Annotated in this window: 23 protein-coding genes; 12 read left to right on the top strand and 11 right to left on the bottom strand. The window is 36.8% G+C overall.

Features of this window, described 5'->3' with window-relative positions; all coding sequences use genetic code 11:
* Positions 1-117: 117 nt before the first annotated feature.
* The 3 genes from ABDZ63_RS10890 to ABDZ63_RS10880 all read right to left on the bottom strand — a co-directional run bounded on the left by ABDZ63_RS10890 (position 118) and on the right by ABDZ63_RS10880 (position 3,409).
* Complete coding sequence (locus ABDZ63_RS10890) at positions 118-480, bottom strand: DUF779 domain-containing protein (RefSeq protein ID WP_343783556.1); 363 nt, start codon at positions 478-480, stop codon at positions 118-120.
* Between the two features lie 26 nt (positions 481-506).
* Entirely contained in the window at positions 507-2,027 is a 1,521-nt protein-coding gene (gene exaC / locus ABDZ63_RS10885) for an acetaldehyde dehydrogenase ExaC (RefSeq protein ID WP_343783555.1), read from the bottom strand.
* A 203-nt stretch (positions 2,028-2,230) separates the two neighbouring features.
* Positions 2,231-3,409 (bottom strand): multidrug effflux MFS transporter, encoded by a 1,179-nt coding sequence (locus ABDZ63_RS10880; RefSeq protein WP_343783774.1) that lies wholly within the window; start codon positions 3,407-3,409, stop codon positions 2,231-2,233.
* 200 nt (positions 3,410-3,609) lie between these two features.
* On the opposite strand from ABDZ63_RS10880, the gene ABDZ63_RS10875 reads away from it, so the two are divergent.
* The 7 genes from ABDZ63_RS10875 to ABDZ63_RS10845 all read left to right on the top strand — a co-directional run bounded on the left by ABDZ63_RS10875 (position 3,610) and on the right by ABDZ63_RS10845 (position 9,464).
* On the top strand, positions 3,610-4,335 hold the full coding sequence (locus ABDZ63_RS10875; protein ID WP_343783554.1) for a hypothetical protein: 726 nt from the start codon (positions 3,610-3,612) through the stop codon (positions 4,333-4,335).
* Positions 4,336-4,356: 21 nt separating this feature from the next.
* Positions 4,357-4,749, top strand: coding sequence for a GntR family transcriptional regulator (locus ABDZ63_RS10870; protein WP_343783553.1), 393 nt, complete (start codon positions 4,357-4,359; stop codon positions 4,747-4,749).
* Positions 4,746-5,600: an ABC transporter ATP-binding protein gene (locus ABDZ63_RS10865; RefSeq protein ID WP_343783552.1), complete on the top strand. Its 855-nt coding sequence runs from the start codon at positions 4,746-4,748 to the stop codon at positions 5,598-5,600. The genes ABDZ63_RS10870 and ABDZ63_RS10865 overlap by 4 nt, the downstream gene beginning before the upstream one ends.
* Before the next feature lie 18 nt (positions 5,601-5,618).
* On the top strand, positions 5,619-6,554 hold the full coding sequence (locus tag ABDZ63_RS10860) for an ABC transporter ATP-binding protein (RefSeq protein ID WP_343783551.1): 936 nt from the start codon (positions 5,619-5,621) through the stop codon (positions 6,552-6,554).
* Positions 6,547-7,794: an ABC transporter permease gene (locus ABDZ63_RS10855; protein WP_343783550.1), complete on the top strand. Its 1,248-nt coding sequence runs from the start codon at positions 6,547-6,549 to the stop codon at positions 7,792-7,794. The genes ABDZ63_RS10860 and ABDZ63_RS10855 overlap by 8 nt, the downstream gene beginning before the upstream one ends.
* Before the next feature lie 116 nt (positions 7,795-7,910).
* On the top strand, positions 7,911-8,633 hold the full coding sequence (locus ABDZ63_RS10850; RefSeq protein ID WP_343783549.1) for a DUF421 domain-containing protein: 723 nt from the start codon (positions 7,911-7,913) through the stop codon (positions 8,631-8,633).
* Positions 8,634-8,699: 66 nt separating this feature from the next.
* Positions 8,700-9,464 carry a YiiX/YebB-like N1pC/P60 family cysteine hydrolase gene (locus tag ABDZ63_RS10845; protein WP_343783548.1) on the top strand — a complete coding sequence of 255 codons (765 nt, stop codon included), beginning with the start codon at positions 8,700-8,702 and terminating at the stop codon, positions 9,462-9,464.
* Positions 9,465-9,661: 197 nt separating this feature from the next.
* Here the strand turns inward: ABDZ63_RS10845 and ABDZ63_RS10840 are convergent, their stop codons facing one another.
* The gene (locus ABDZ63_RS10840) at positions 9,662-10,054 is read right to left on the bottom strand and encodes a DUF4870 domain-containing protein (RefSeq protein ID WP_343783547.1); all 393 of its coding nucleotides are present in this window, start codon (positions 10,052-10,054) and stop codon (positions 9,662-9,664) included.
* Between the two features lie 414 nt (positions 10,055-10,468).
* Here ABDZ63_RS10840 and cudC point away from each other — a divergent pair, with 414 nt between their 5' ends.
* The 5 genes from cudC to ABDZ63_RS10815 all read left to right on the top strand — a co-directional run bounded on the left by cudC (position 10,469) and on the right by ABDZ63_RS10815 (position 13,638).
* Entirely contained in the window at positions 10,469-11,032 is a 564-nt protein-coding gene (cudC, locus tag ABDZ63_RS10835; protein WP_343783546.1) for a choline uptake/conversion transcriptional regulator CudC, read from the top strand.
* 129 nt (positions 11,033-11,161) lie between these two features.
* Positions 11,162-11,347 (top strand): H-type small acid-soluble spore protein, encoded by a 186-nt coding sequence (locus ABDZ63_RS10830; RefSeq protein WP_343783545.1) that lies wholly within the window; start codon positions 11,162-11,164, stop codon positions 11,345-11,347.
* Positions 11,348-11,361: 14 nt separating this feature from the next.
* Positions 11,362-11,544, top strand: coding sequence for an H-type small acid-soluble spore protein (locus ABDZ63_RS10825; RefSeq protein WP_343783544.1), 183 nt, complete (start codon positions 11,362-11,364; stop codon positions 11,542-11,544).
* Positions 11,545-11,706: 162 nt separating this feature from the next.
* A complete protein-coding gene (locus tag ABDZ63_RS10820; protein ID WP_343783543.1) occupies positions 11,707-12,858 on the top strand; it encodes a thiolase family protein in 1,152 nt (383 codons plus the stop codon).
* Positions 12,859-12,870: 12 nt separating this feature from the next.
* Positions 12,871-13,638, top strand: a complete 768-nt coding sequence (locus tag ABDZ63_RS10815) for a 3-hydroxyacyl-CoA dehydrogenase (RefSeq protein ID WP_343783542.1) — start codon at positions 12,871-12,873, stop codon at positions 13,636-13,638.
* A 201-nt stretch (positions 13,639-13,839) separates the two neighbouring features.
* Here the strand turns inward: ABDZ63_RS10815 and ABDZ63_RS10810 are convergent, their stop codons facing one another.
* The 7 genes from ABDZ63_RS10810 to ABDZ63_RS10780 all read right to left on the bottom strand — a co-directional run bounded on the left by ABDZ63_RS10810 (position 13,840) and on the right by ABDZ63_RS10780 (position 21,741).
* A complete protein-coding gene (locus ABDZ63_RS10810) occupies positions 13,840-15,450 on the bottom strand; it encodes a long-chain fatty acid--CoA ligase (RefSeq protein ID WP_343783541.1) in 1,611 nt (536 codons plus the stop codon).
* A 52-nt stretch (positions 15,451-15,502) separates the two neighbouring features.
* Positions 15,503-16,573, bottom strand: a complete 1,071-nt coding sequence (locus ABDZ63_RS10805) for a CaiB/BaiF CoA transferase family protein (protein WP_343783540.1) — start codon at positions 16,571-16,573, stop codon at positions 15,503-15,505.
* A 2-nt stretch (positions 16,574-16,575) separates the two neighbouring features.
* Entirely contained in the window at positions 16,576-17,721 is a 1,146-nt protein-coding gene (locus tag ABDZ63_RS10800; protein ID WP_343783539.1) for an acyl-CoA dehydrogenase family protein, read from the bottom strand.
* Between the two features lie 262 nt (positions 17,722-17,983).
* Entirely contained in the window at positions 17,984-18,553 is a 570-nt protein-coding gene (locus tag ABDZ63_RS10795) for a DUF4256 domain-containing protein (protein WP_343783538.1), read from the bottom strand.
* A 158-nt stretch (positions 18,554-18,711) separates the two neighbouring features.
* Positions 18,712-19,431 (bottom strand): hypothetical protein, encoded by a 720-nt coding sequence (locus ABDZ63_RS10790; protein WP_343783537.1) that lies wholly within the window; start codon positions 19,429-19,431, stop codon positions 18,712-18,714.
* A 94-nt stretch (positions 19,432-19,525) separates the two neighbouring features.
* Complete coding sequence (gene rlmN / locus ABDZ63_RS10785) at positions 19,526-20,602, bottom strand: dual-specificity RNA methyltransferase RlmN (protein ID WP_343783536.1); 1,077 nt, start codon at positions 20,600-20,602, stop codon at positions 19,526-19,528.
* A gap of 98 nt (positions 20,603-20,700) precedes the next feature.
* Complete coding sequence (locus ABDZ63_RS10780; protein WP_343783535.1) at positions 20,701-21,741, bottom strand: hypothetical protein; 1,041 nt, start codon at positions 21,739-21,741, stop codon at positions 20,701-20,703.
* Between the last annotated feature and the right edge of the window lie 144 nt (positions 21,742-21,885).

The raw sequence follows: 21,885 nt of genomic DNA, 5'->3' as shown, positions 1-21,885 counted from the left end.
AAAATCATTTATCAGTTCACATTATTCATGAAGCAGTCAGGAAAATCAAATCATCTGTTTTAATTGGTTAATAAAAAACCCCTTCAATTGTCTATAAAAGACAAGAAGGGGTTAAGTTTATAATTGTTCTTTAATTTGCTCATACTCTTCATTTGTAAAGGCTCTTGATCTTGTTAAAAAACGTTTACCATGAACACCTTCTAATGAGAACATGCCGCCTCGACCATCAACAACATCAATAATGAGCTGTGTATGCTTCCAATATTCATATTGGCTCTTATGAATATAAAAAGGTGTCTGACCAATTTCACCTAAGAAGACATCTTGGTCTCCTATCAATAACTCACCTTTTGGATAGCACATCGGGGAACTACCATCACAGCAACCTCCAGATTGGTGAAACATAAGTTCACCATGTTCTACTTTCAACTGATTAAGTAAATGAATCGCTTCTTCAGTTGCTGTTACCCGCTCAACCATGTCATTTTCACCCCTTCAATTAAATTTTAAAAGAATCCGAGCTTTTGAGGGCTGTAGCTAACGAGTAAGTTCTTCGTTTGTTGATAGTGATTTAACATCATTTGATGGTTTTCACGTCCAATCCCAGACATTTTATACCCACCAAATGCAGCATGTGCTGGATAATCGTGATAACAATTCGTCCATACCCGTCCTGCTTCGATTGCCCGGCCAAAACGATAAGCGGTGTTAATATTCCGTGTCCATACACCAGCACCTAGTCCATACAGTGTATCATTCGCGATTTGTAAGGCCTCTTCATCTGTTTTAAATGTCGTTACAGCTAGGACCGGCCCAAAGATCTCTTCTTGGAATATGCGCATACTATTGTCGCCTTTAAATACTGTTGGCTCGACATAATATCCATCAGTGAACTCTCCGTCCTTCTTATTTTGCTCACCACCAACTAAGCATTCAGCCCCTTCTTGCTTTCCAATATCTAAATAAGACAAAATCTTCTCTAATTGTTCATTTGAGGCTTGTGCACCCATCATCGTGTTCGGGTCTAATGGGTTACCAGTTGCGATTTCTTTAACACGTTTTAATGCTCGTTCCATAAATTCATCATATATATCCTCATGAATTAAGGCGCGTGATGGACAGGTACAAACTTCACCTTGGTTTAGCGCAAACATCACTAAACCTTCAATCGCTTTATCTAAAAAGTCATCATCTTCATCCATAACATCTTTAAAGAAGATATTAGGTGATTTACCACCTAACTCTAAAGTAACGGGTATTAAATTTTGTGATGCGTACTGCATAATCATACGGCCAGTAGTCGTCTCACCTGTGAAGGCTACTTTTCCTACACGATCACTAGAAGCAAGTGGTTTACCAGCCTCCAAACCAAAACCATTAACAATATTAACGACACCAGCAGGCAGTAAATCCTCAATTATCTCCATTAATAACAGGATAGTCACCGGTGTTTGTTCAGCTGGCTTTAACACAACACAGTTACCTGTTGCTAAGGCTGGCGCTAACTTCCATGTTGCCATCAGTAACGGGAAGTTCCACGGGATAATTTGTCCCACGACCCCAATCGGTTCGTTAAAGTGATAGGCTACCGTATCATTATTAATTTCACCAATTGTTCCTTCTTGTGAGCGAATTACCCCTGCAAAGTAACGGAAGTGGTCAACTGCAAGCGGCAGGTCAGCATTTAAAGTCTCTCTTACTGCTTTACCATTATCCCACGTTTCAGCTACAGCTAACATTTCTAAGTTTTCTTCTATTCGATCAGCAATTTTGTTTAAAATATTCGCCCGTGAAGAAATAGAAGTAGTCCCCCATGCATCTTTAGCAGCATGAGCAGCATCTAATGCTAAATCAACATCTTCCTTAGTTGAAGCTGGTACTTCACAAAATGTTTTACCCGTAACAGGTGTCACATTATCAAAGTACTTACCATTAACTGGAGCAACCCATTTACCTCCTATGTAGTTTTTATAGCGCGACTTAAAGTTAACAACTGCTCCTTCTGTGTTTGGAAATGCATACGTCATCAGCTTATTCCTCCCCTATTAATCTTCTACAAGACTGTATAACAAAGTTACACATCTCTCTTATATATATGCGCTTTATAAAGGTTGTATGAGTTTTATAGGATCGTGTAAAACCATTTTGTCCTAGGAGAGTGAGGTGGTTTAATATAAATTTGCTATACAAAAAAGGCTTTAGATCCGTCACTTGATCCAAAGCCTATAAACTAAAATTTACTTCTAACTAGTAATAAATAAGATAGCAATGCACAAATTTGACAAACTAAAATAATCATTGCAAGTGGTAAAACTGATTCTGTCCCTAAAAATCCAACAATCGGTGCAGCAACACCACCGAATATAAATTGGAATAACCCGAGTAAAGCAGCTGCACTACCCGCGTTATTTTCTTGTTTTTCCATCGCAAGTGACAAGCTAGTAGGGTTTAGTACACCTACACTTGAAATTATTAAAAACAAACCAAACATCACCGGCCAGAAATTAGCTCCATTAAGCGCCGCTAACAGTAACGTAACCCCACCAGTTAGAGCGATTATAAAGCCCATAATGAGTAGTCGCTCTTCTTTAACATAATCTACTAGTCTACCAGTCACTTGACTTAACGTAATAAATCCTAATGCATTAATTCCAAACACGATTCCATATGTTTGGGCAGACAAGCTAAATAGATCCTGTAATATAAACGAAGAACCCGATATATAAGAGAATAAAGCGGCAGCGACAAACCCTTGAATAAGTGCAAAACCGATAAAATTGCGCTGTTTAGCTAGTTTAATAAATACATTAGCTGTATTTTTTAAACCGCCAGCTGAACGCCTCTCTTCTGGAAGGGTTTCTTTAACCTTAAACAGACTCATTAAAACAGCTAAAGCTCCTGCAATAGCAAGGATCGTAAAAATACCTCGCCAAGATGTGAATATTAAAATTTGTCCTCCAATCACTGGTGCTAATATAGGTGCTAAGCCCATGACTAGAATGAGTAATGAGAACATTTTCGTCATATCAGAGCCTGAATATAAATCACGAATCATCGAACGGGAAAGGACAATCCCTGCTGCTCCTGTAAAACCTTGAATGAAACGACACACAATAAAAAACCAAATGTTTGGTGAAATAGCACATAGAAATGATGCTATTACGAATACTGATATCGCGAGTACTAGGGGTCTCTTTCGACCATATATATCACTCATCGAGCCAATGATCAGTTGACCAAATGCAATTCCTAGTAAGCTAGCAGTTAAGCTGATTTGTGTTAAAGAATTGGTTGTATTTAAATCTTCAGTTAAAGCCGGAAAAGCTGGCAAATACATATCGATCGTAAGCGGCACTAAAGCCGTTAATGCACCTAGCATAAGTAGTAACTTTAGTCGGCTTTCCTTCATCTTGTTGGTCACAAACAATACTCCTTTATCATCCTAAACATTCACAACAAACTAATCATAACACTAAACATTCACAACCTAAAGAATACGAACTAACATCATTTACGTTTTTAAAAATGTATTGCAAACTGTTCACAAAACACATATACTGTGTATATAGATATAATCACCATAACAGTTAGCCGTTTAGGAGGGTTAAGATGAACAGTTGGAAGGAAGGTTTATGGCTTGCACAACTCGAGCTTAAAGTGACAACCTTTAAACGAATCTATTCACAATTAATTATGATTGTACTATTTTCATTGTTTTTAGCCACAACGGTAGATGGTTATTTAGAAAATAACGCCGTTTTGTTTGATATATTCTTTATTTTAATTTTTGTATACTTAGGTCCATGGACTGTTCCAAAAGATTTTCAATATCAAAAAATAACACACAACCGTTTTGGTTCACCTTACTTCACCTTGCTCAACCAACTTCCAATCAATAGCGGTTCAGTGATTAAAAGTCGCTTTATCATATCTTTTGTAAATACAATTCCATCTCAATCGATTATTTTAATTGCTTTTTATTATTTCTCACCTATTATAAGTGAGACCTTATCTCCGTTTGAGTACTTAGCCTTTTCCATTCTTTGGATTGGAGTGGGGTTAACTTTAGGGTCCATTTTCCCAGCTTCTGATGTAGGCGATTATGCCGGTAAATTCAAAGTATCTTTTTATGGTGTGGCTCTTGTTATCGGTTTTGGTCTGGTTTTATTTTTATTCAGTACTTTCTCAAATGGGATTGTTCATGCGACGATTATAGCAGTCCAAGAATGGCCATTAATAAGCATCATCTTATCTATAATAATCGCCATTACTAGCATCATAGCTTGGATGAAATCTGCTATGAACAAAATGAATAAGATGGATTATTTTGTTTAAAGGACAGAAGGAGGGTCACTATTGAAGCTCCCAATCAGATTATCAAAACAATCAAGAGAACCTTATTATCATCAAATCGAAGAGCAAATTAAGGCCTTAATCGCAAGTGGCCAATTGACAACTGACACTCCTCTTCCCTCCATTCGTGCTTTATCTAAAGATTTAGAGGTGAGTGTCATTACAACTAGAAGAGCTTTTCAAAACTTAGAACATCAGGGGTTTATTTATACTACTCAAGGTAAAGGGACATTCGTTGCTAATGTAAACCAAAACACGATGCAAGAAGTTCAGCATAACACGGTGATTCAAGCGATGAGACGTGCGATTGAAAAAGCTAAACAACATAATTACTCCGATAAACAAATAAAGAAACTATTTAATGAAGCATTAACTGAACAGGAGGGGCGAAAATGAACTCAATCTTAAGTACAAAGCAATTAACTAAAAGGGTAGATGAGTTTACTCTTGGCCCGATTAATTTCGAACTTGAACCTAATACCATAACTGTTATTGTCGGGAATAACGGAGCTGGTAAAAGCACCATATTAAAATCCTTTTTAAATTTAGTGAAACCTAATCAAGGTGAGGTTCGTTTATTTAATCAGAGCCATACAATTTTACCACTCGAAACACAACAGCGTATTGCTTATCAACCACAACGTCTATTTGGTTGCGATTCATTTACAGGCGAACAATTAACTAAACTATTTTCAAAATGGTATTTGAAGTGGGATCACGATCTATTTCAAAACACTGTTCATGCATTTGATATTCCGTTAAATAAACCATACGATAAGTTATCCAAAGGCATGCAACAAAAGTTGAACTTTGCTTTAAATTTCGCTAAGAATGCCGATCTTATGATTTTAGATGAACCAACAGTTAGTATGGATATCCCGTCCAAACAACTCGTTATGGATCTTCTAACAGAATGGATGGAACGAGAAGGTAAAACATTATTAATTACAACACATCAAGTTGATGAAGTTCGTAAACTAGCCGATTATATTATGGTTTTAAAAGATGGAAAGCTCATCACCTACCGCGAGAAAGAGTCCTTCATCAATAGTTTTACATTATATTGGGTTCAAAGTGAGCTTCCTAACCAACAAATCCCAGGGGAAGTAAGCCGTAAAACCCGCCAAATCATTAGTAATAATGCAAAGGAAACTGAAGCTTTTTTACAAAGGGAACAAATTAATTGGGTGACAAGTGAACATCTTGAACTCGAAGAAACAATTTCAATGATGTTATCACGTCAATAGATAAAGGGAGAGAGGAATATGGAAACAATTTTAAGTGTCGAAGGGTTACAAAAATCATTTAAAGGCACAAAAGTTTTACACGATATATCCTTTGATGTTCACAAAGGGGAAATTATGGCGATTTTAGGACCAAACGGAGCGGGTAAATCAACAACGATCCGTAACATTATGGGAATTATGTATCCTGATTACGGGCAAGTCACCTTCCATAACCATGAAGGAAAAGACATCCCCCGTCATAAAATTGGTTATTTACCAGAAGAACGTGGACTATACAAAAACGTTAAAGTGATGGACATTATTCTATACTTCGCTGAGCTTAAAGATTATCCAATCAAAAAAGCAAGAGAAAGAGCACTAAGTTACTTAAAAAAGTTAGGGTTAGAAGGTAAAGAAAATGTCTCGGTTGAAGAATTATCAAAAGGCATGGGACAAAAGGTACAATTTATTGGCTCAATTATTCACGAACCAGAATTACTCATTTTAGATGAGCCATTTTCTGGTTTGGACCCTGTCAGCCAAGATATCTTTAAACAAGAAATTAAAGAACTTGCTAATAACAACGGGACGGCGATCTTATTAAGTTCACACCAAATGAACCTTGTTGAAGAAATGTGTGACCGATTATTTATGATCAATAAAGGACAGAAAGTGATTTACGGGCCACTTAAAGATGTCAAAGCTAAATATGCTAACTTTAAATGTTCCATATATGGTGATAACTCAGCTAGTCAACTAGAAGGATTAGACCATGTTACCCGTGTAGAGCAAGAAGGTTTAACATCGATTTTATATTTAGATCAGGATATTCAACTTCCATCGTGGTTACACACATTACCAAATAACTTAGATGTCCAAGAGCTTAAAGTAGATCGCATATCCTTACACGAAATATTTGTTGACGTAGCCTTAGGTCGATCTATTGCAGAGGAAGGAGGTAGCACTAATGCGTAACAGCTTAAAAGTTAGTAAATGGGAAATTAAACGTAACATAAAAAATAAATCATTTATTATTTCACTCTTCTTAACACCGTTAATCTTTGTGTTCTTTGCAACTGTCCCTAATTTACTTAGCGGTAATGGTGAAGAAGACTCAGGTACGACTGTTTATGTTCAAGATGACCTTGGTGTATATGAGTATATTGAGCCGGTTATTGATGCCAATGAACTCCTCAATTGGGAGCTAACTCAGACCAATGAAGACTTACCAGCTATTCAAGAGCAATTAAATGAGGAATCAAACGCGGCATTTATTCAAATTGATGAACACACTTTAGAAAATGGTGTTGTCACTTACGCGAAAGGTGACGATGTTAGTAACCAGTTTTCAAATCAATTGCATGTGATCGAACAACCTATTAAACATGTTCAGTTGCAAAATGCTAATTTATCTGAGGAGCAACTTGAATTAGTATCAACCCCTATTCATTTTGAAGCAGCAGGTGGAGATGACCAACCAGCGGAAACAGAGGAGGCAGCTAGTGAAGTTGGGGGCATGGCAGATCCATTTGAAAGAGGTATTCCTGCTTTATTCGCAGGTCTAGTCCTATTCTCAATCGTCATTACAGGTATGATGATTTTCCAAAGCGCTTCTCAAGAAAAGAAAGATAAAGTAGCTGAGATCATCTTATCTTCTGTCACTCCAAGTGAGTTAATGCAAGGTAAAATTATTGGTTACTTTGCTCTAGGTCTAATTCAAGTTGGAGTATGGATACTATTTGCCATACCGATTGGGATCTATCTATTAGATGACGTTCCTGTAATAGAGTACTTATTAGTTCCAGAACTTCTCATCTTAGTTTTAATTGCTGTATTAGGTTACTTATTATTTGCCTCACTCTTCGTTGGTTTAGGAGCAACGTTAGAAGACACGAGCTCTAGTAGCAACTTCCAAGGTATGGTGATGATGTTACCATTTATTCCAGTTGTTCTAGTCGGACCAATCGTTTCAGACCCTAGTGGTTTAGCTGCTCAAATTGGAAGTTATATACCATTCACTTCACCGACAGTGCTCATATTACGCCTAGCACTACTTGATGAGTGGCCATGGTTAGAGATTATTATTGGGATCGCTATTTTAATCGTAAGCATCTGGTTATTTATGAAGCTAGCAGGTAAGATTTTCAAAGTCGGTATTCTAATTTACGGTAAAAATGCAACACCACAAGAGATTTGGAAGTGGTTAAGAGCATAAAAAATGTAAAGCGGACTCCACGTGAGTTCGCTTTTTTGTTTTGTACCTCCAAGTTAGATAATTTTTACCCATGGTGGCAAAATAAAGCTAATTAACATATGTGGAGGGACATTTTAGTGGAAGAAACATTAAAAGATTCACTCATTGTTATTACCCGTGTAGTCACCATGCTTCCATTGCTGTTACTATTAACGATCTACATGGGTAAACGCACCATTGGAGAAATTCCTGTCTTTGACTTCTTAATCATTGTTTCACTAGGTTCAATTGTTGGAGCTGACTTAGCTGACCCATCAATTAGTCACATTTACACAGCGGTTGCGATTATTGCTGTCGCGTTACTACAAAAAATAATCACAAAAGCGAGTATTGCTAATAGAAAGTTTGGACGTTTAGTAACATTCGAACCAACTGTTGTTGTCCAAAACGGGCAACTTCTAAGAAAAAATATGAAGAACATTGACTACTCCATTGATAATATTTTACAGTTATTAAGAGAAAGTAATGTATTTGACTTAAATGAAGTTAAAACAGCCATTATTGAGCCGAGTGGTAAAATTAGTGTACTTAAAAAATCGTCACAAACTCCCGTGACGCGCTCAGACCTTAATATAACAATAACTACTGCTGATATCGCTTTACCAGTTGTTGTTGAAGGTAAAGTTTATAGCAATGTATTAGAAGACCTCGGCCTTAATCAGAATTGGCTTCAAAACCAATTGGATTTACGGGGAATTAATCAAATTGATGAGATTTTTTACGCAGCCGTCAATCATAAACATGAACTTCACATTTCTTTAAAAGAAAACAACCTTGATGTGCCTAGAATCTTACATTAAACAAGCACGATCCTCTTCAAACACCTATATCATATAGTAATGACATGATAATGAGGTGTTTTAGCAATGAAACCAATTGTAACTGGTTCATCAACTGACGACATAGTGACAATTGATTTGGACTTGAACCAACGTCCAATCAGTTACTTGAATGTTTACCGAAGCGAAGAGTTAGTAGGAATATTTGAACCTATTCGAAGCTTTCATTTGCGTAATGAAAACCTAGAACCGATTAATGTTGAATGTATATTTAGTGACGGCACTTACTACTCAACATTTTTAACATTTGAAGAAAACCGTCACATAAGAAGCCCGCAAGATTTTAGACCTGGTGATATTTTAGTGGCTAGTGATAACTTTGGCGATGTATTCCCTCCTGGTTACATAGGCCACTCTGCAATTGTTATAGATGACAATCACATTATTGAATCTGTAACATCACATCCACAAGTGCGTAAGGCACCTATTCAAAATTTCTTATCCATTCATACACAAGTGATGCATGCTCGTCCGAAAGATCCGAACATTGGTTTAGCAGCTGCGGAGTATGCTAAAGAATATTTAGAGGTTTATAATTCTAATATGAATCAAGAAAGACCTGTACCGGAGTTTTCTTTTACCACTAGAGTTCCTTTAAATGACCCTGATGATGCTATTTATTGTTCTAAATTAGTTTGGTTAAGCTATTATTACGGTGCTGATGTAGAGTTTCAAAACAACTTCTTCCTCTTTGCACCTGTTGATTTAAAAGCAAATATTGAAGATGATGACCGTTTTGAAGTGGTTTATCAGCATCCCGAATTTGATTTTAAAATTAACCTTAAACTATAAAGTAATGAAGCAGGGACAAAATTAGTTGTCATAACAGAAAATCCGAACGAGTTCGTTTATAATGAATCGTTCGGATTTTTGCAGTTCAACACCACTAAATCAAATGTGCGTATTCGTATTTAAACAAATTTTGATCCCATTCGTTTCAGACTCATGACTTTATAACCCCTAAAGGAAGCCAAACTTTCAAGGATAAATCAACTTTTAGGAGGTTTTATAATCTCAACAGTACCAACTAGCGGTAGTGGTGACTTTAGTCCTTTAGCTGCATTTAATATTCCGATTAACCATAAAATAAATATAAATAAGTTCCCTAACGGTAAAATGAATAACCACCCTATAATCGGAATGATCGAACCTAATACATTGATTACGAAGGCTGTAATCAACAGTAACAAACCTTGGTTCGCATGATAGGTTGCAAACGGTGAATCCTTTGCAATTATTAAAGGAACAAAGAATATAATATAAGCGACAATACCTAGCCCTTTATTTTCTTGTGCATCTTTGGCTTCTGCTTCTTCCTCTGCTGAGTCTTCCCTCTTCTCATCTTGATATTCTTTATATTCTTTATTTTTTTCATCAGTCATACACTCTACACCCTCCCACACGTTCTAATACACCTTAATAAATTTTATGAAGGGCAATATGTCTATATGACTGTGAGTGCAGCAGTTGATATAACGATTATTCTCATAATAAATTGCTGGCAAAGTTTATTTTCATAAGCTTTCATTAAACATGCGCATTTTAAAACTCATAATAAAAACCTATTTTTTTGTTAAATTATTTAATAATGAAATTTATATATTTGTTAAAGTATCCCTTCACAATCCTATAATACCACCAATCGATTTTCAAAAAATGATAATGGCTAAACCCTTTATCTGCCTAGGGATTATACCATTAATTTTAATTGCAAGCTTTTGACATTATTAAAAATTTAGTTATGATAGGAACTGTAAGAAAAAATTTAACAAACTTAACTGTAGGGAGGTTGTTAAATGAGCCAAAATGACAAAGAAGCAAAAGAAGCCGTCGATCAAGCTAAAGATATAGTCATTGAATCACTCGGTGAAACAATGGATCTTTATGGAGTGACCAGAAGTGTTGGAAACCTGTATGGAACCATGTATTTTGAGGATAGTATGACCTTAGATGAAATGCGCGAAAAACTTAAGATGAGTAAGCCCAGCATGAGTACAGGGGTTAAGAAGCTTCAAGAATTTGATATTGTAAAACAATCATTTCGTCGCGGATCGAGAAAGCAAACTTTTGTAGCTGAGAAAAACTTCTTTAGTTTTTTTAACAAGTTCTTCACTCAAAAATGGGAGAGGGAAGTCAAATTTAACCTTGAAGCCATTAAAGAAGCACAACCGATCCTTGAAGATGTCATAAACACTGAAGATGTTTCACAAGAAATACGTAATGAAGCGCAATCCATTAACGCTCAACTTGAGTATTCTAAAGCTTATTATTATTGGCTTGAACAACTTGTTGAAGGCATTAGAAGTGGTAAGATCTTTGAAGTATTCCCACCTGATCAAAACAAAAATCAAGATTACTAAATGAACCCCTTATCTCAAACGTACGAGGTAAGGGCTTTGTTTTATTTTGAGGTATTTTTAACCTTATTATCCATCGTATATTTTACTTTTGACAGAAAAAAATAAGGTTAAGAAAGGTAGGGAGAAACTATGGATAGAAAGCAAGCAGAAGAAATTGTAAATTCACTTATTATGATTAACGTGAAATACCGCGGTATTCCTGTTTACATTCAAACAGTTAATGATAACCAAACAGCCACTGTTTTCCCTTTAGATGAAATGCATCATGAACAAGAAGTGGACTTACAAGGGTTATACGAAGATGATCCAACTTAAAAGGAGGGATATTAATGGACCGATTACGTGCAGAGGAAATTTCTGTATCTCCAGAAATGAAAAATGTACAATACAATGGAGAAAACGTTTACATTCAAAACGTTAACGCGCAAAATAACACAGCCCATATTTACTATTTAGAAGAACCGTCGTATGAATTTGATGTTCAGTTATCCCACTTAAGAGAGAAAATGTAGCCGATAATTTATCAATATAAGTATTTTCCATCACCCTAATAGCAATTAACCTTTTTAAGTACTCGTGATTAAAATCACGGGTACTTTTTTATAAAAATTTATCTGATTATTAAAAATTTTGTTATAATAATTTTAGATCATAATTGAAGGGGGATTTAAACCTTGCGAGAAGTAGTTATTGTTGAAGCCGTCAGAACACCTGTCGGGCGCAGAAATGGATTATTAAGCTTAATTAGACCGGATGAGTTAGCTGCACTAACCTTAAAAGAGTTAACCGACCGAGCATTAATTGATCCAGCCGTTATTGAAGATGTCATTATGGGATGTGTCTCTCAAGTTGGTGAACAAGCAGCTGACATTGGACGTACAGCAGCTCTCATTGCGGGATATCCAATTGAAGTTCCTGGTACTACGATCGATCGTCAATGTGGTTCAAGCCAACAAGCGGTTCACTTCGCTTCACAAGCGATTTTAAGTGGAGATATGGATGTAGTGGTGGCTTCTGGTATTGAAAATATGTCCCGCGTTCCAATGTTTTCAAATATGCAAGGTGCTAAACTGAGCCCTAAATTAAATGAAAAATATGAAGTCATTAATCAGGGATTATCAGCTGAAAGAATTGCTGAGAAATGGGGGTACTCTCGGGAACAATTAGATGAATTTTCATACCAAAGTCATCAAAAAGCGATTAAAGCACAAGGTGAAGGACGTTTTAAAAAGGAAACTTTCTCAGTCGATGTTACTTTAGAAGATGGCTCAAAACAAACAATAACTCAAGATGAGGGACCTCGCCCGGGCACAACGCCTGAAAAGTTAGGTGAGCTTGAGTCTGTCTTTAAAAATGATGGCATTATTACAGCTGGAAATGCTAGTCAAATTAGCGACGGTTCGGCAGCCCTATTATTAATGACAAGGGAAAAAGCGAACGAATTAGGGTTGAAACCTCGATTTAAAATCTTGGCACGATCTGTTGTTGGTTCAGACCCAACCTTGATGTTAACTGGACCTATTCCAGCCACTGAAAAAGTATTAAACAAAGCTGGACTAACAATTGATGATATTGATTTATTTGAAGTCAATGAAGCTTTTGCACCTGTTCCATTAGCTTGGTTAGATGAAACTGGAGCAAAATTAAATAAATTAAATGTCAACGGTGGTGCGATTGCGCTTGGACACCCGCTTGGAGCGAGTGGTGCGAAATTAATGACGACACTCATTCATGAATTAGAGCGTACAGGTGGGCGTTATGGTTTATTAACTATGTGTGAAGGTCATGGTATGGCTAATGCCACAATTATAGAACGATTAGATTAGGGGGAGTTTTTAGTGAAGTTACAAAATAAAGTTGCTTTTGTAACAGGCGGTGCTTCCGGTTTAGGAGAAGCTACTGTACGAAATTTAGTTAGTAATGGGGTTAAAGTGGTTATTGCTGATCTACAAGAAGAAAAAGCACAAACTTTAATAAACGAACTCGGAAGTCAAAATGTTAAATTTGTTAAAACTGATGTAACAGATGATGCAAGCGTTCAAAATGCGTTAAAAGAAGCTCTAGATTTAGGTGGGTTACACGTCGTTGTTAACTGCGCAGGAATTGGAGCCGCTAAGAAAACGGTTAGTAGTAAAGGTGTCCATGACTTAGAGACTTTCCAAAAGGTTGTTCAAGTCAATCTCGTTGGGACATTTAACGTTATTAGGTTAGCATCTGAATTTATGAAAGATCTAGAGGTAAATGATGAAGGTGAGCGTGGTGTCATCATCAATACCGCTTCTGTTGCCGCATATGAAGGACAGATTGGGCAAGCTGCTTACAGTGCTTCAAAAGGGGGTATTGTTGGCATGACACTTCCTATCGCTCGTGATTTATCACCTTATGGTATTCGCGTTATGACGATTGCACCTGGATTATTTGACACACCACTATTCGCATCACTACCCGATCAAGCGCGAGAAGCATTAGGAGCTATGACACCCTTCCCTTCTCGATTAGGAGATCCAGCTGAATATGGGAAACTCGTTGAAAGTATTGTAGAAAACCCAATGCTAAATGGGGAAGTAATCCGATTAGATGGCGCTATTCGTATGCAACCTAAATAATTTTAAAGAAAGCGATGATGGATTGTTGTTGTTTTAGTAATTGAGCGAAAGTTAATTTTTATGATCGATTCTGGAAAAACGTTCGATTCTTCTTTTTTTAAGCGAAAAGCGAAATAATTAAGCGAACGCCTAATTAACCAGGCGTTCGCTTAATTGTGCACAGTTAGTTATCTTCTCTTCTACCACCGTCATTAACACGGTTTACACTAAATGCTCTTGCAGCTTCTCTCTTAATGCATTCTTTTGAAATTTACCAACTGACGTTTTTGGTAATTCATCCATAAAAATAATATCATCTGGAATCCACCATTTCGCAAATTGTGGTTTTAGATAGTCTAATAATTCTTCTTTTTCCACATTTTCATCTGGCTTTATTACGACTGCTGCAACAGGGCGTTCTTGCCACTCTGGATGAGGAACACCTACTACTGCCGCTTCAAAGACTGCATCATGAGCCATAATTGCATTTTCTAAATCAATTGTTGAAATCCATTCCCCACCACTTTTCACAAGGTCTTTAGTACGGTCTGTAATTTTAATCGTTCCTTCTTGATCAATTGTGACAATATCTCCTGTATAAAGCCATCCGTCTTTAAATGCACCCTCAGTACGCTCATCATTATAATACTCATCAGCTATCCATGGACCACGAACTAAAAGCTCACCCATATCCTTACCATTCCATTCGATTTCACCCTCATCGTTAATGGCTTTAATCTCAAGACCTGGGACAACAGAGCCTTGTTTTGCACGAATTTCCAATTTCTCTTCTGTCGATAAATCTTCTTGGTAACTCTTTAAGCGGGATAATGTCACAAGAGGTGTTGTTTCTGTCATACCATAAGCGTGGATAAATGGAATGTTATATTTCTCTTCAAACGCACGAATCATTCCCATTGGTGCTGCAGACCCACCACATAACACAGCACGCAATGAGCTCATGTCGTAACGGTCTTTATTGGCATCAAGCTCTTTTAATAAACCAAGCCAGATCGTTGGGACACCAGCTGTGCTTGTGACTTTTTCAGTCGTAATTAATTCAGCGAGTAATTCTGGTGTAAATAAAGGGCCTGGCATGACTTGTGTTGAGCCAAACCATGTTGATGCGAAAGGAAGACCCCAAGCATTTGCGTGAAACATCGGTACAACTGGCATGACAACATCAGACTCTGAAACCGCTCCAGAGTCAGCTAATCCTAAGCTTAAACTGTGAAGCGTAATACCACGATGCGAATAAACAACTCCTTTAGGTTTACCGGTCGTTGCTGATGTGAAACACATACCTGCAGGGTCATTTTCATCTAAGTCCTTTACAAACTCATAATCTGGATTTGCTTCTAATAATAAGTCTTCATAAGAATATACCGGGGTTAGAGGTGTATCAGGTAACTCATCATCATCTGTCATAACGACAAATGCACGTACTGTTGGAATATGGTCTTTAATGCCTTCTAAGATTGGTAAAAACATTGGATCAACTAATAACACTTTATCTTCTGCGTGATTGATGATGTGTATAATGTGTTCGGCTGACAAGCGAATATTAATTGTGTGTAGGACAGCTCCCATACCAGGAATAGCGAAGTAAGCTTCGAGGTGTCTATGATCATTCCACGCGAGAGTTGCGACTTTATCGCCTCTTTCAACTCCTAAGTTCTCTAAAGCACTGGAAAGACGTCTTGTTCTTTCTCCGATCTGTTGATAAGTGAACCGGTGTATGCCTGAACTCGTGCGTGAGATGACCTCCTTTTTTGGAAAAAGTTTTTCAGCCCTCTCAATCATTTGGCTGATGAGCAGTTTACCTTCCATCATTTGAACCCACTCCTTTAAAAATTATATATGACTCGCCAGTTGACGAGGTCGTTCATACTTTTGGGTTTTGACTTAAGAGGTGATCATGCTCGTTTAACTCAGCTACATGCTCGCTTTTATGAATATTATGATAATGAGTTTGAATAAATGGTTGACCATTATTGATCTGCACTAAACCTCGTTCTTTTACATATTCATTATTAATGACCTCATCAATCTCTAATACTGGGAATAAGCAACAATCATATTGCTTACCCATTTCAGTCCATTCTTGAAAGGTTTTAGTTAAAAATAGTTTTTCAACTTCTAAAATAGTGTCTTGTTCGATTAATTGTTCTGGGAAATTCTCTAGCCACTGTTCTTTTCCAACCGCTTCACAAAAATTCTTCCAAAACTTATATTCTAATGCCCCCATTGTCATAAAACGTTGGTCCTTCGTTTCATAGACCCGGTAATTGGCATAAGAACCGTTTAAAACGGGAATTCCTGATTCAATACCTGCAATAGAAGAAAACATCGCATGATTCCCCATCATTGATATAACAGCATCAGTCATAGCTAGGTCAATGTAAGACCCGTCTTTAGTTCGTTCGCGTTTAAATAACGCCGATAAAATAGCTTCACTCGCCGCCATCCCACCGACTAAATCGGCTAGCGTTTGAGTTGGCATGACTGGATGACCTATTTTATCTTTATATTGACTCAATAAACCACTCATCGCGACATAATTTAAATCGTGACTGCCTTGATGAGAATAAGAACTGTTTTGTCCAAAGCCTGTTAGGGATAGGTAGACGATATCAGGCTTGATATCTTTTATTAGTTCATAGCCATAACCTAACCGCTTCATCACGCCTGGACGAAAGCTTTCGATAACAACATCAATATCTTCTAGGAGCTTATAAATCTTTGATTGGTCATCTTTACTTTTGAGATCAACAGCTACACTCTTCTTCCCTCGATTATTGACTGCAAACAGAGCTTCATTAGCCATTTGTCTAGTCGGATCTCCAGCGGGGGCTTCGACTTTAATTACTTCAGCACCTCGGTCAACTAAACGTAACGTTGCAAAAGGACCCGGTAAGTATTGTGAAAAATCTAGTATTTTAACCCCTTCTAACATCGTTATAACCCCATATTCTTTGCAATTATATTTTTCATAATGTCATTTGTCCCAGCATAGATCGAAGCAACAGGGATATCTCGGTAACGCCTAGCGATCTCATACTCTTCCATATAGCCATAACCACCATGCAGTTGCATGCAAGTGGTCGAGGTCCTTCTTGCCATATCGGTAATCCACCATTTTGCCATAGACACTTCTGTCACAACGCTTTCATTATTCATATGGCGTTCGATCACATCATCTAAAAATGATCGACCAATCTTTACTTCCGTTGCCATTTCAGCGACCTTATGCTGAACTGTTTGGAGTTTTGAGATCGGTTGAGAAAAGGCTTTTCGTTCTTTAATATATCGTGTCGTCATCTCCAGCATTTCTTCTGCTGCCACTTGGCCACTAATTGCAACCGTTAAGCGTTCTTGTTGCAATTGAGCCATTAAGTAATAAAACCCTTTACCCTCTTCACCAAGTAAGTTTTCTTTTGGAACTTTTACATCCTCAAAAAACAATTCAGCTGTATCTTGGGAATGTAAACCTACTTTATCTAGCTTTCGGCCACGAGAGAATCCTTTCATATCTTTATCAACTACAAATAAGCTAATCCCTTTATGTGCCGGATTTGCATTAGGGTCTGTTTTAGCTACAACAACAACTAGGTCCGCGTGGATCCCATTTGTGATAAATGTTTTCTGCCCATTCAAAATGTAATGATCGCCTTTATTAATAGCTGTTGATTTAATACCAGCCAAGTCAGACCCAGCATCAGGCTCAGTCATCGCAATAGCCGTAATATACTCACCCGTGACACACTTTTTAAGCCAGCGCTCTTTTTGTTCATCAGTTCCATATGACTCAAAGTATGGAACGACAATATCATTATGTAATCCAAGTCCGACCAGTCCTGAGCCAACTCGCTCAATCTCTTCGTTAAACACAACCGAGTAACCAAAATCCGCATTAAGTCCGCCATAAGATTCATCAACCCACGGGCATAAGAAACCATTCTCCCCCATCTTAGTCCATAAATCTCGAGGAATTAAACGATCTTCCTCCCATTGATCATAATGAGGTCTTACTTCCTTTTCTAAAAATTTCTTTAAAGAGTCCCTGTATAAATCATGTACTTCATTTAAATACTTTTTCGCCACATTCTCCCCTCCCACCCATTGTTTAAATTTTCTTAATATTAAGATAACATAACGCAATTATTCGGTAAAGAAGATTTAAAGTTATTGATAAAGGCATTCTTTAATTAGATATGAATCATTGTATAGAGTTTATGAGAAGTTCTTTTAATTTATGGGACAAGAAAAATCGTGCGGTACCTGAGGGACAAACCTATGATTGGCTACTAGTAAATTAAAGACCTAGTTACAAAAGAAAAACCAGCCCTATTTTAAGGACTGGGTGCTATACCCTTAATGAACCACGGAAGCCTCTACTTTTGTAATAAGATTCAGCTCCATTATGGTAGGTGAATACATGCCCATATCGACGATCACAAAACAGGGCACCTCCATGCTTTCGAATATCTGAAGGAGTTTGGATCCAGCTAGATGTTTTTAAGTCAAATTCCTCTAGTTGTTGCAAAAATCGATACTCCTCTTCTGTTAAAATGTTGATACCTATATCCGTTGCCAAATTTAATGCGTTATTCTCAGGCTTATATTTTTTCCTAGACTCTAATGCTTCCTGGTCATAACATACACTTCTTCGTTCTTTTGGACTTTCCTTTGAACAATCAAAGAAGATGTATTCATTAGTTTTGTCATCATACATCACAACGTCTGGTTCTCCCCCAGTTTGTTCCATTTCATTTAATGAATGAAGTTTATCTTTATTAGCTAAAATTCTTTCTTCAACTGATTTCCAATTTTGACCTTGATGACGGTGCATATTCTTTTCAAACCGTTCTTTTAACAATTTAAGTAGTTCTTCGACTTGACCGGCTGATAGATCATTTATATTTGATGTTGCCACTGGAATCCCTCCTTTGTTTACTTATATTTTACCATACCGCTTCGATACTTTGATTGCAAAAAAGTGTAATCAACTAATTTAAGATACATTTTCCACATTACAGAACAACTTTGTTAAATAATCACAAGTATAATGTTTAATTCTCATTAAATTAAGCATTAATCATCATCTTTTTTCTTAACCATGAATGTCATTGGATTCTCCTTACCTGTCATAAGGTGATGGACATAGTTTGATGTTAAATTGTAGTGATCCTCAATCTTCTCAGATAAGTGGTGGCTACGTTCGTAAATGATTGACCTAAAGTTTGTTAACTGATGTAACATCTTCTCTATTAGCGCTTCTTGGTGTTCGATTTTCTTAGCCATCTCATTTTGCTTTTGTTCGTAGCTTAAAATTTGTTTAGATATTTTTCCTTGAACTTCTTGCATTTCACTAACCTGTTGCAATAACTCATCACTTGAATCATCTTGTTTCGTTAACTCATCGATTATTATTTGATTAGAGTCATGTATACTCTTAAGTTCTTTAACCAACTGCTCTTTTTGAAATTCTTCTTGTTTCATCCAATCCTCCACTTCCGTTTGTTTTTGATCAAACGACGATAATCGATTTTGGACTTGGTTTTGGAATTGATCATGAGAACGGTGGCTCTTTTCTAAACCTTCTAATTGATTAAGAATATGTTTTTGAGTCTTTTCTTGACGATTATAGAGCTGGTTTAGTGTGTTATAAGATCGGGTCAAATTTCGGGTGATTTTTTGTTGTTGTTTAACAAACTCATCAAAACGATCAACAACCGCTTGTTTTTGATTTGGTGCTTGAATGGGTTGTTTTGACCGGTAAACGTTTGAGTCATCATTGAAATAGATCGGCAAACTATCACATCCTTATACTCTGCTCTTATAACATATGCGTTCGCACAAAAAAAGAGTGCCTGTCTGACTAGTTATTGACAAGCACTCTTACACATTATGAGTTTATTTTTTTCTGTCTTTTAGCCTTTTCAATTTGTTTACTTCTTAATTGTCCACAAGCTGCGTCAATGTCACTTCCTTGTTCAACACGAACACCACAATTAATATTGTTTTCAAGTAACGTCTCATAGAACGTTAAAATGTTTTGCTTACTACTACGGTCGTAAGGGTTGTCCTCAACCGGGTTGTAAGGAATTAAATTCACATAAGAAAGGTGACGCTTATCCTTTAACAGTTCGACTAATTCTAAAGCTTCTTTCTTATGGTCATTTACATCATGAAGTAAAATATACTCAAACGTAATTCGACGATTCGTTTTTTCTAAATAATAATCTACTGCATCCATTAACTCTTCAATCGGATACGCTCGGTTAATCTTCATAATATCAGTTCTTAGCTTATTATTAGGTGCGTGTAGGGATAAAGCTAAGTTAATTTGGATATTCTCATCCGCAAAATCATACATCTTCGGCACAATACCACTGGTCGATACGGTAATATGCCTTGCACCTATTGAAAGACCCTTTTGATTATTTACAACACGAAGGAAGTCCAGCGTATGATCATAATTATCAAACGGCTCACCAATTCCCATTACAACGATATGACTGACACGTTCTTCTTTGCCGCGGTCATCTAAATGGTGCTGAACGTTCATAATTTGCTCAACGATTTCGCCACTTGTTAAATCACGGTTTTTACGTAAGATTCCGCTTGCGCAAAATGAACAACCAATATTACAGCCTACTTGAGTCGTTACACAAACAGATAAGCCATAATCAAAGCGCATCAGCACTGTTTCAATATGGTTTCCATCTGGTAGTTCAAATAAAAATTTGATTGTTCCATCTTTTGATTCTTGCTTGATTGTTTCAGTTAATGACTGTATTTGATAATGCTGTTCTAATAGTTCGATTGTTGCTTTATTCACGTTTTTCATTTCAGAGAACGACTTTACGCGTTTTTTATATAACCAATCCCAAACTTGCTCAGCACGGAAACGCTTTTCACCATTTTCCACTAACCAATTTTGTAATTGTTCTTGTGTTAATCCATATATAGATGGTTTCATATTAAACCCTCATTTCAAAACCTAAGTTACTTTGTTAATACTAATGGATTTAACACAATGTATCAAGTCATATAATATAATCAAATATGTTCCAAATTTTATGAGTCGACTTTTCTTGCTACAGACCTCATCACAATTAACATAAAAATAACACCTAATGAAACAGTAGCTAAAAACAACCATGTTAATTGAGACATTAATTGTTCCTCACTATCCAAATTCATAACCGTCACCATCACTCGTTCTTGTTCAAGTGGCTTATAAATTTTACGGTATTGTTCTTCTTCAAATATAAAGTCTTTAGTCTGCGCCTCATCATCTCTTAATACCGCTTCAATCATTTGCTCGTCTTCCCCTATACCCATTGTCATATGACCATATAAAACAGGGATATCTGTAGAAGGCTCAATTACTTCATGGTGGTCTCCTTCCAACCAGGCAGGACCATTAATGACCGCGATTTCTTCTATAACATCATTGTTCATCTCGATTTGTGAAATAATCTCAGACGGGCCAGAATCAAATGTAACATTATAAACCGCTTCATCTTCTATGTAAGCATTAACCATGTAATCCGTTGTACCATCATAGTAATAAGCAAACTTGTAATAAATATGATCAAAAAGTTCAGCACGTGAAATTGGTCCAACCCAGAAATTGTCTAACGCAAACCCTTCATCAACCGTAACAGGCTCTTCAGACATGAGCTGATCAAAAGCATTATACCAATAACCCCAGTCTTTTGACGGTAAACCTAACTGTGTATCATCTGTTGATTGAGTGATGACAATATCATCCTCTACTCTTTCCCATAATGAAATTTCTTGAACGTCCCAACTTTGCGCAACTTCTACTAGATCTTCTTGACTTATATCTTCTACATCATCCCCTCTTAGCTCTGTCATGATCCCTTTAGAAGCTGTATATAAGCGCATTTCAATCATATGTTCAATTGTATCTGCTGCTTTTTGTGTAGATTCCATTACAGTTTGCACAGTCCTTGTGGCTGATTCTGTTTGTTCTTCTTGATAAGTCTCGATTTGTGAACGGATTAACATAGTGCCAATTACAAAGGATAATATCGCAATCGCTGCAACAGCCAATCCAATTTTAATGACTATTTTATTCGTATTATTCAAAATCACTTAACCCCTTCCGACAATCCTCTACATTATTTTTCGATAACAAACTATGTACTTCCTCCTACAAAATAAGGTTCTAAGTCAAATGTTGGGGTGCTCTCTTAAGAGCACTCCTTATTTATGCCATTTGGCCTTGTATAT

This window comes from Alkalibacillus silvisoli (assembly GCF_039521975.1).
Taxonomy (GTDB): Bacteria; Bacillota; Bacilli; order Bacillales; family Alkalibacillaceae; genus Alkalibacillus; species Alkalibacillus silvisoli.
This window is presented reverse-complemented; position numbering and strand designations above follow the sequence as displayed.

Coding starts and splice junctions, on each gene's coding strand:
- ABDZ63_RS10890 (WP_343783556.1), bottom strand. CDS start 480: ATGGTTGAGCGGGTAACAGCAACTGAAGAAGCGATTCATTTACTTAAT.
- exaC (WP_343783555.1), bottom strand. CDS start 2,027: ATGACGTATGCATTTCCAAACACAGAAGGAGCAGTTGTTAACTTTAAG.
- ABDZ63_RS10880 (WP_343783774.1), bottom strand. CDS start 3,409: ATGAAGGAAAGCCGACTAAAGTTACTACTTATGCTAGGTGCATTAACG.
- ABDZ63_RS10875 (WP_343783554.1), top strand. CDS start 3,610: ATGAACAGTTGGAAGGAAGGTTTATGGCTTGCACAACTCGAGCTTAAA.
- ABDZ63_RS10865 (WP_343783552.1), top strand. CDS start 4,746: ATGAACTCAATCTTAAGTACAAAGCAATTAACTAAAAGGGTAGATGAG.
- ABDZ63_RS10860 (WP_343783551.1), top strand. CDS start 5,619: ATGGAAACAATTTTAAGTGTCGAAGGGTTACAAAAATCATTTAAAGGC.
- ABDZ63_RS10855 (WP_343783550.1), top strand. CDS start 6,547: ATGCGTAACAGCTTAAAAGTTAGTAAATGGGAAATTAAACGTAACATA.
- ABDZ63_RS10845 (WP_343783548.1), top strand. CDS start 8,700: ATGAAACCAATTGTAACTGGTTCATCAACTGACGACATAGTGACAATT.
- ABDZ63_RS10840 (WP_343783547.1), bottom strand. CDS start 10,054: ATGACTGATGAAAAAAATAAAGAATATAAAGAATATCAAGATGAGAAG.
- cudC (WP_343783546.1), top strand. CDS start 10,469: ATGAGCCAAAATGACAAAGAAGCAAAAGAAGCCGTCGATCAAGCTAAA.
- ABDZ63_RS10830 (WP_343783545.1), top strand. CDS start 11,162: ATGGATAGAAAGCAAGCAGAAGAAATTGTAAATTCACTTATTATGATT.
- ABDZ63_RS10825 (WP_343783544.1), top strand. CDS start 11,362: ATGGACCGATTACGTGCAGAGGAAATTTCTGTATCTCCAGAAATGAAA.
- ABDZ63_RS10810 (WP_343783541.1), bottom strand. CDS start 15,450: ATGATGGAAGGTAAACTGCTCATCAGCCAAATGATTGAGAGGGCTGAA.
- ABDZ63_RS10805 (WP_343783540.1), bottom strand. CDS start 16,573: ATGTTAGAAGGGGTTAAAATACTAGATTTTTCACAATACTTACCGGGT.
- rlmN (WP_343783536.1), bottom strand. CDS start 20,602: ATGAAACCATCTATATATGGATTAACACAAGAACAATTACAAAATTGG.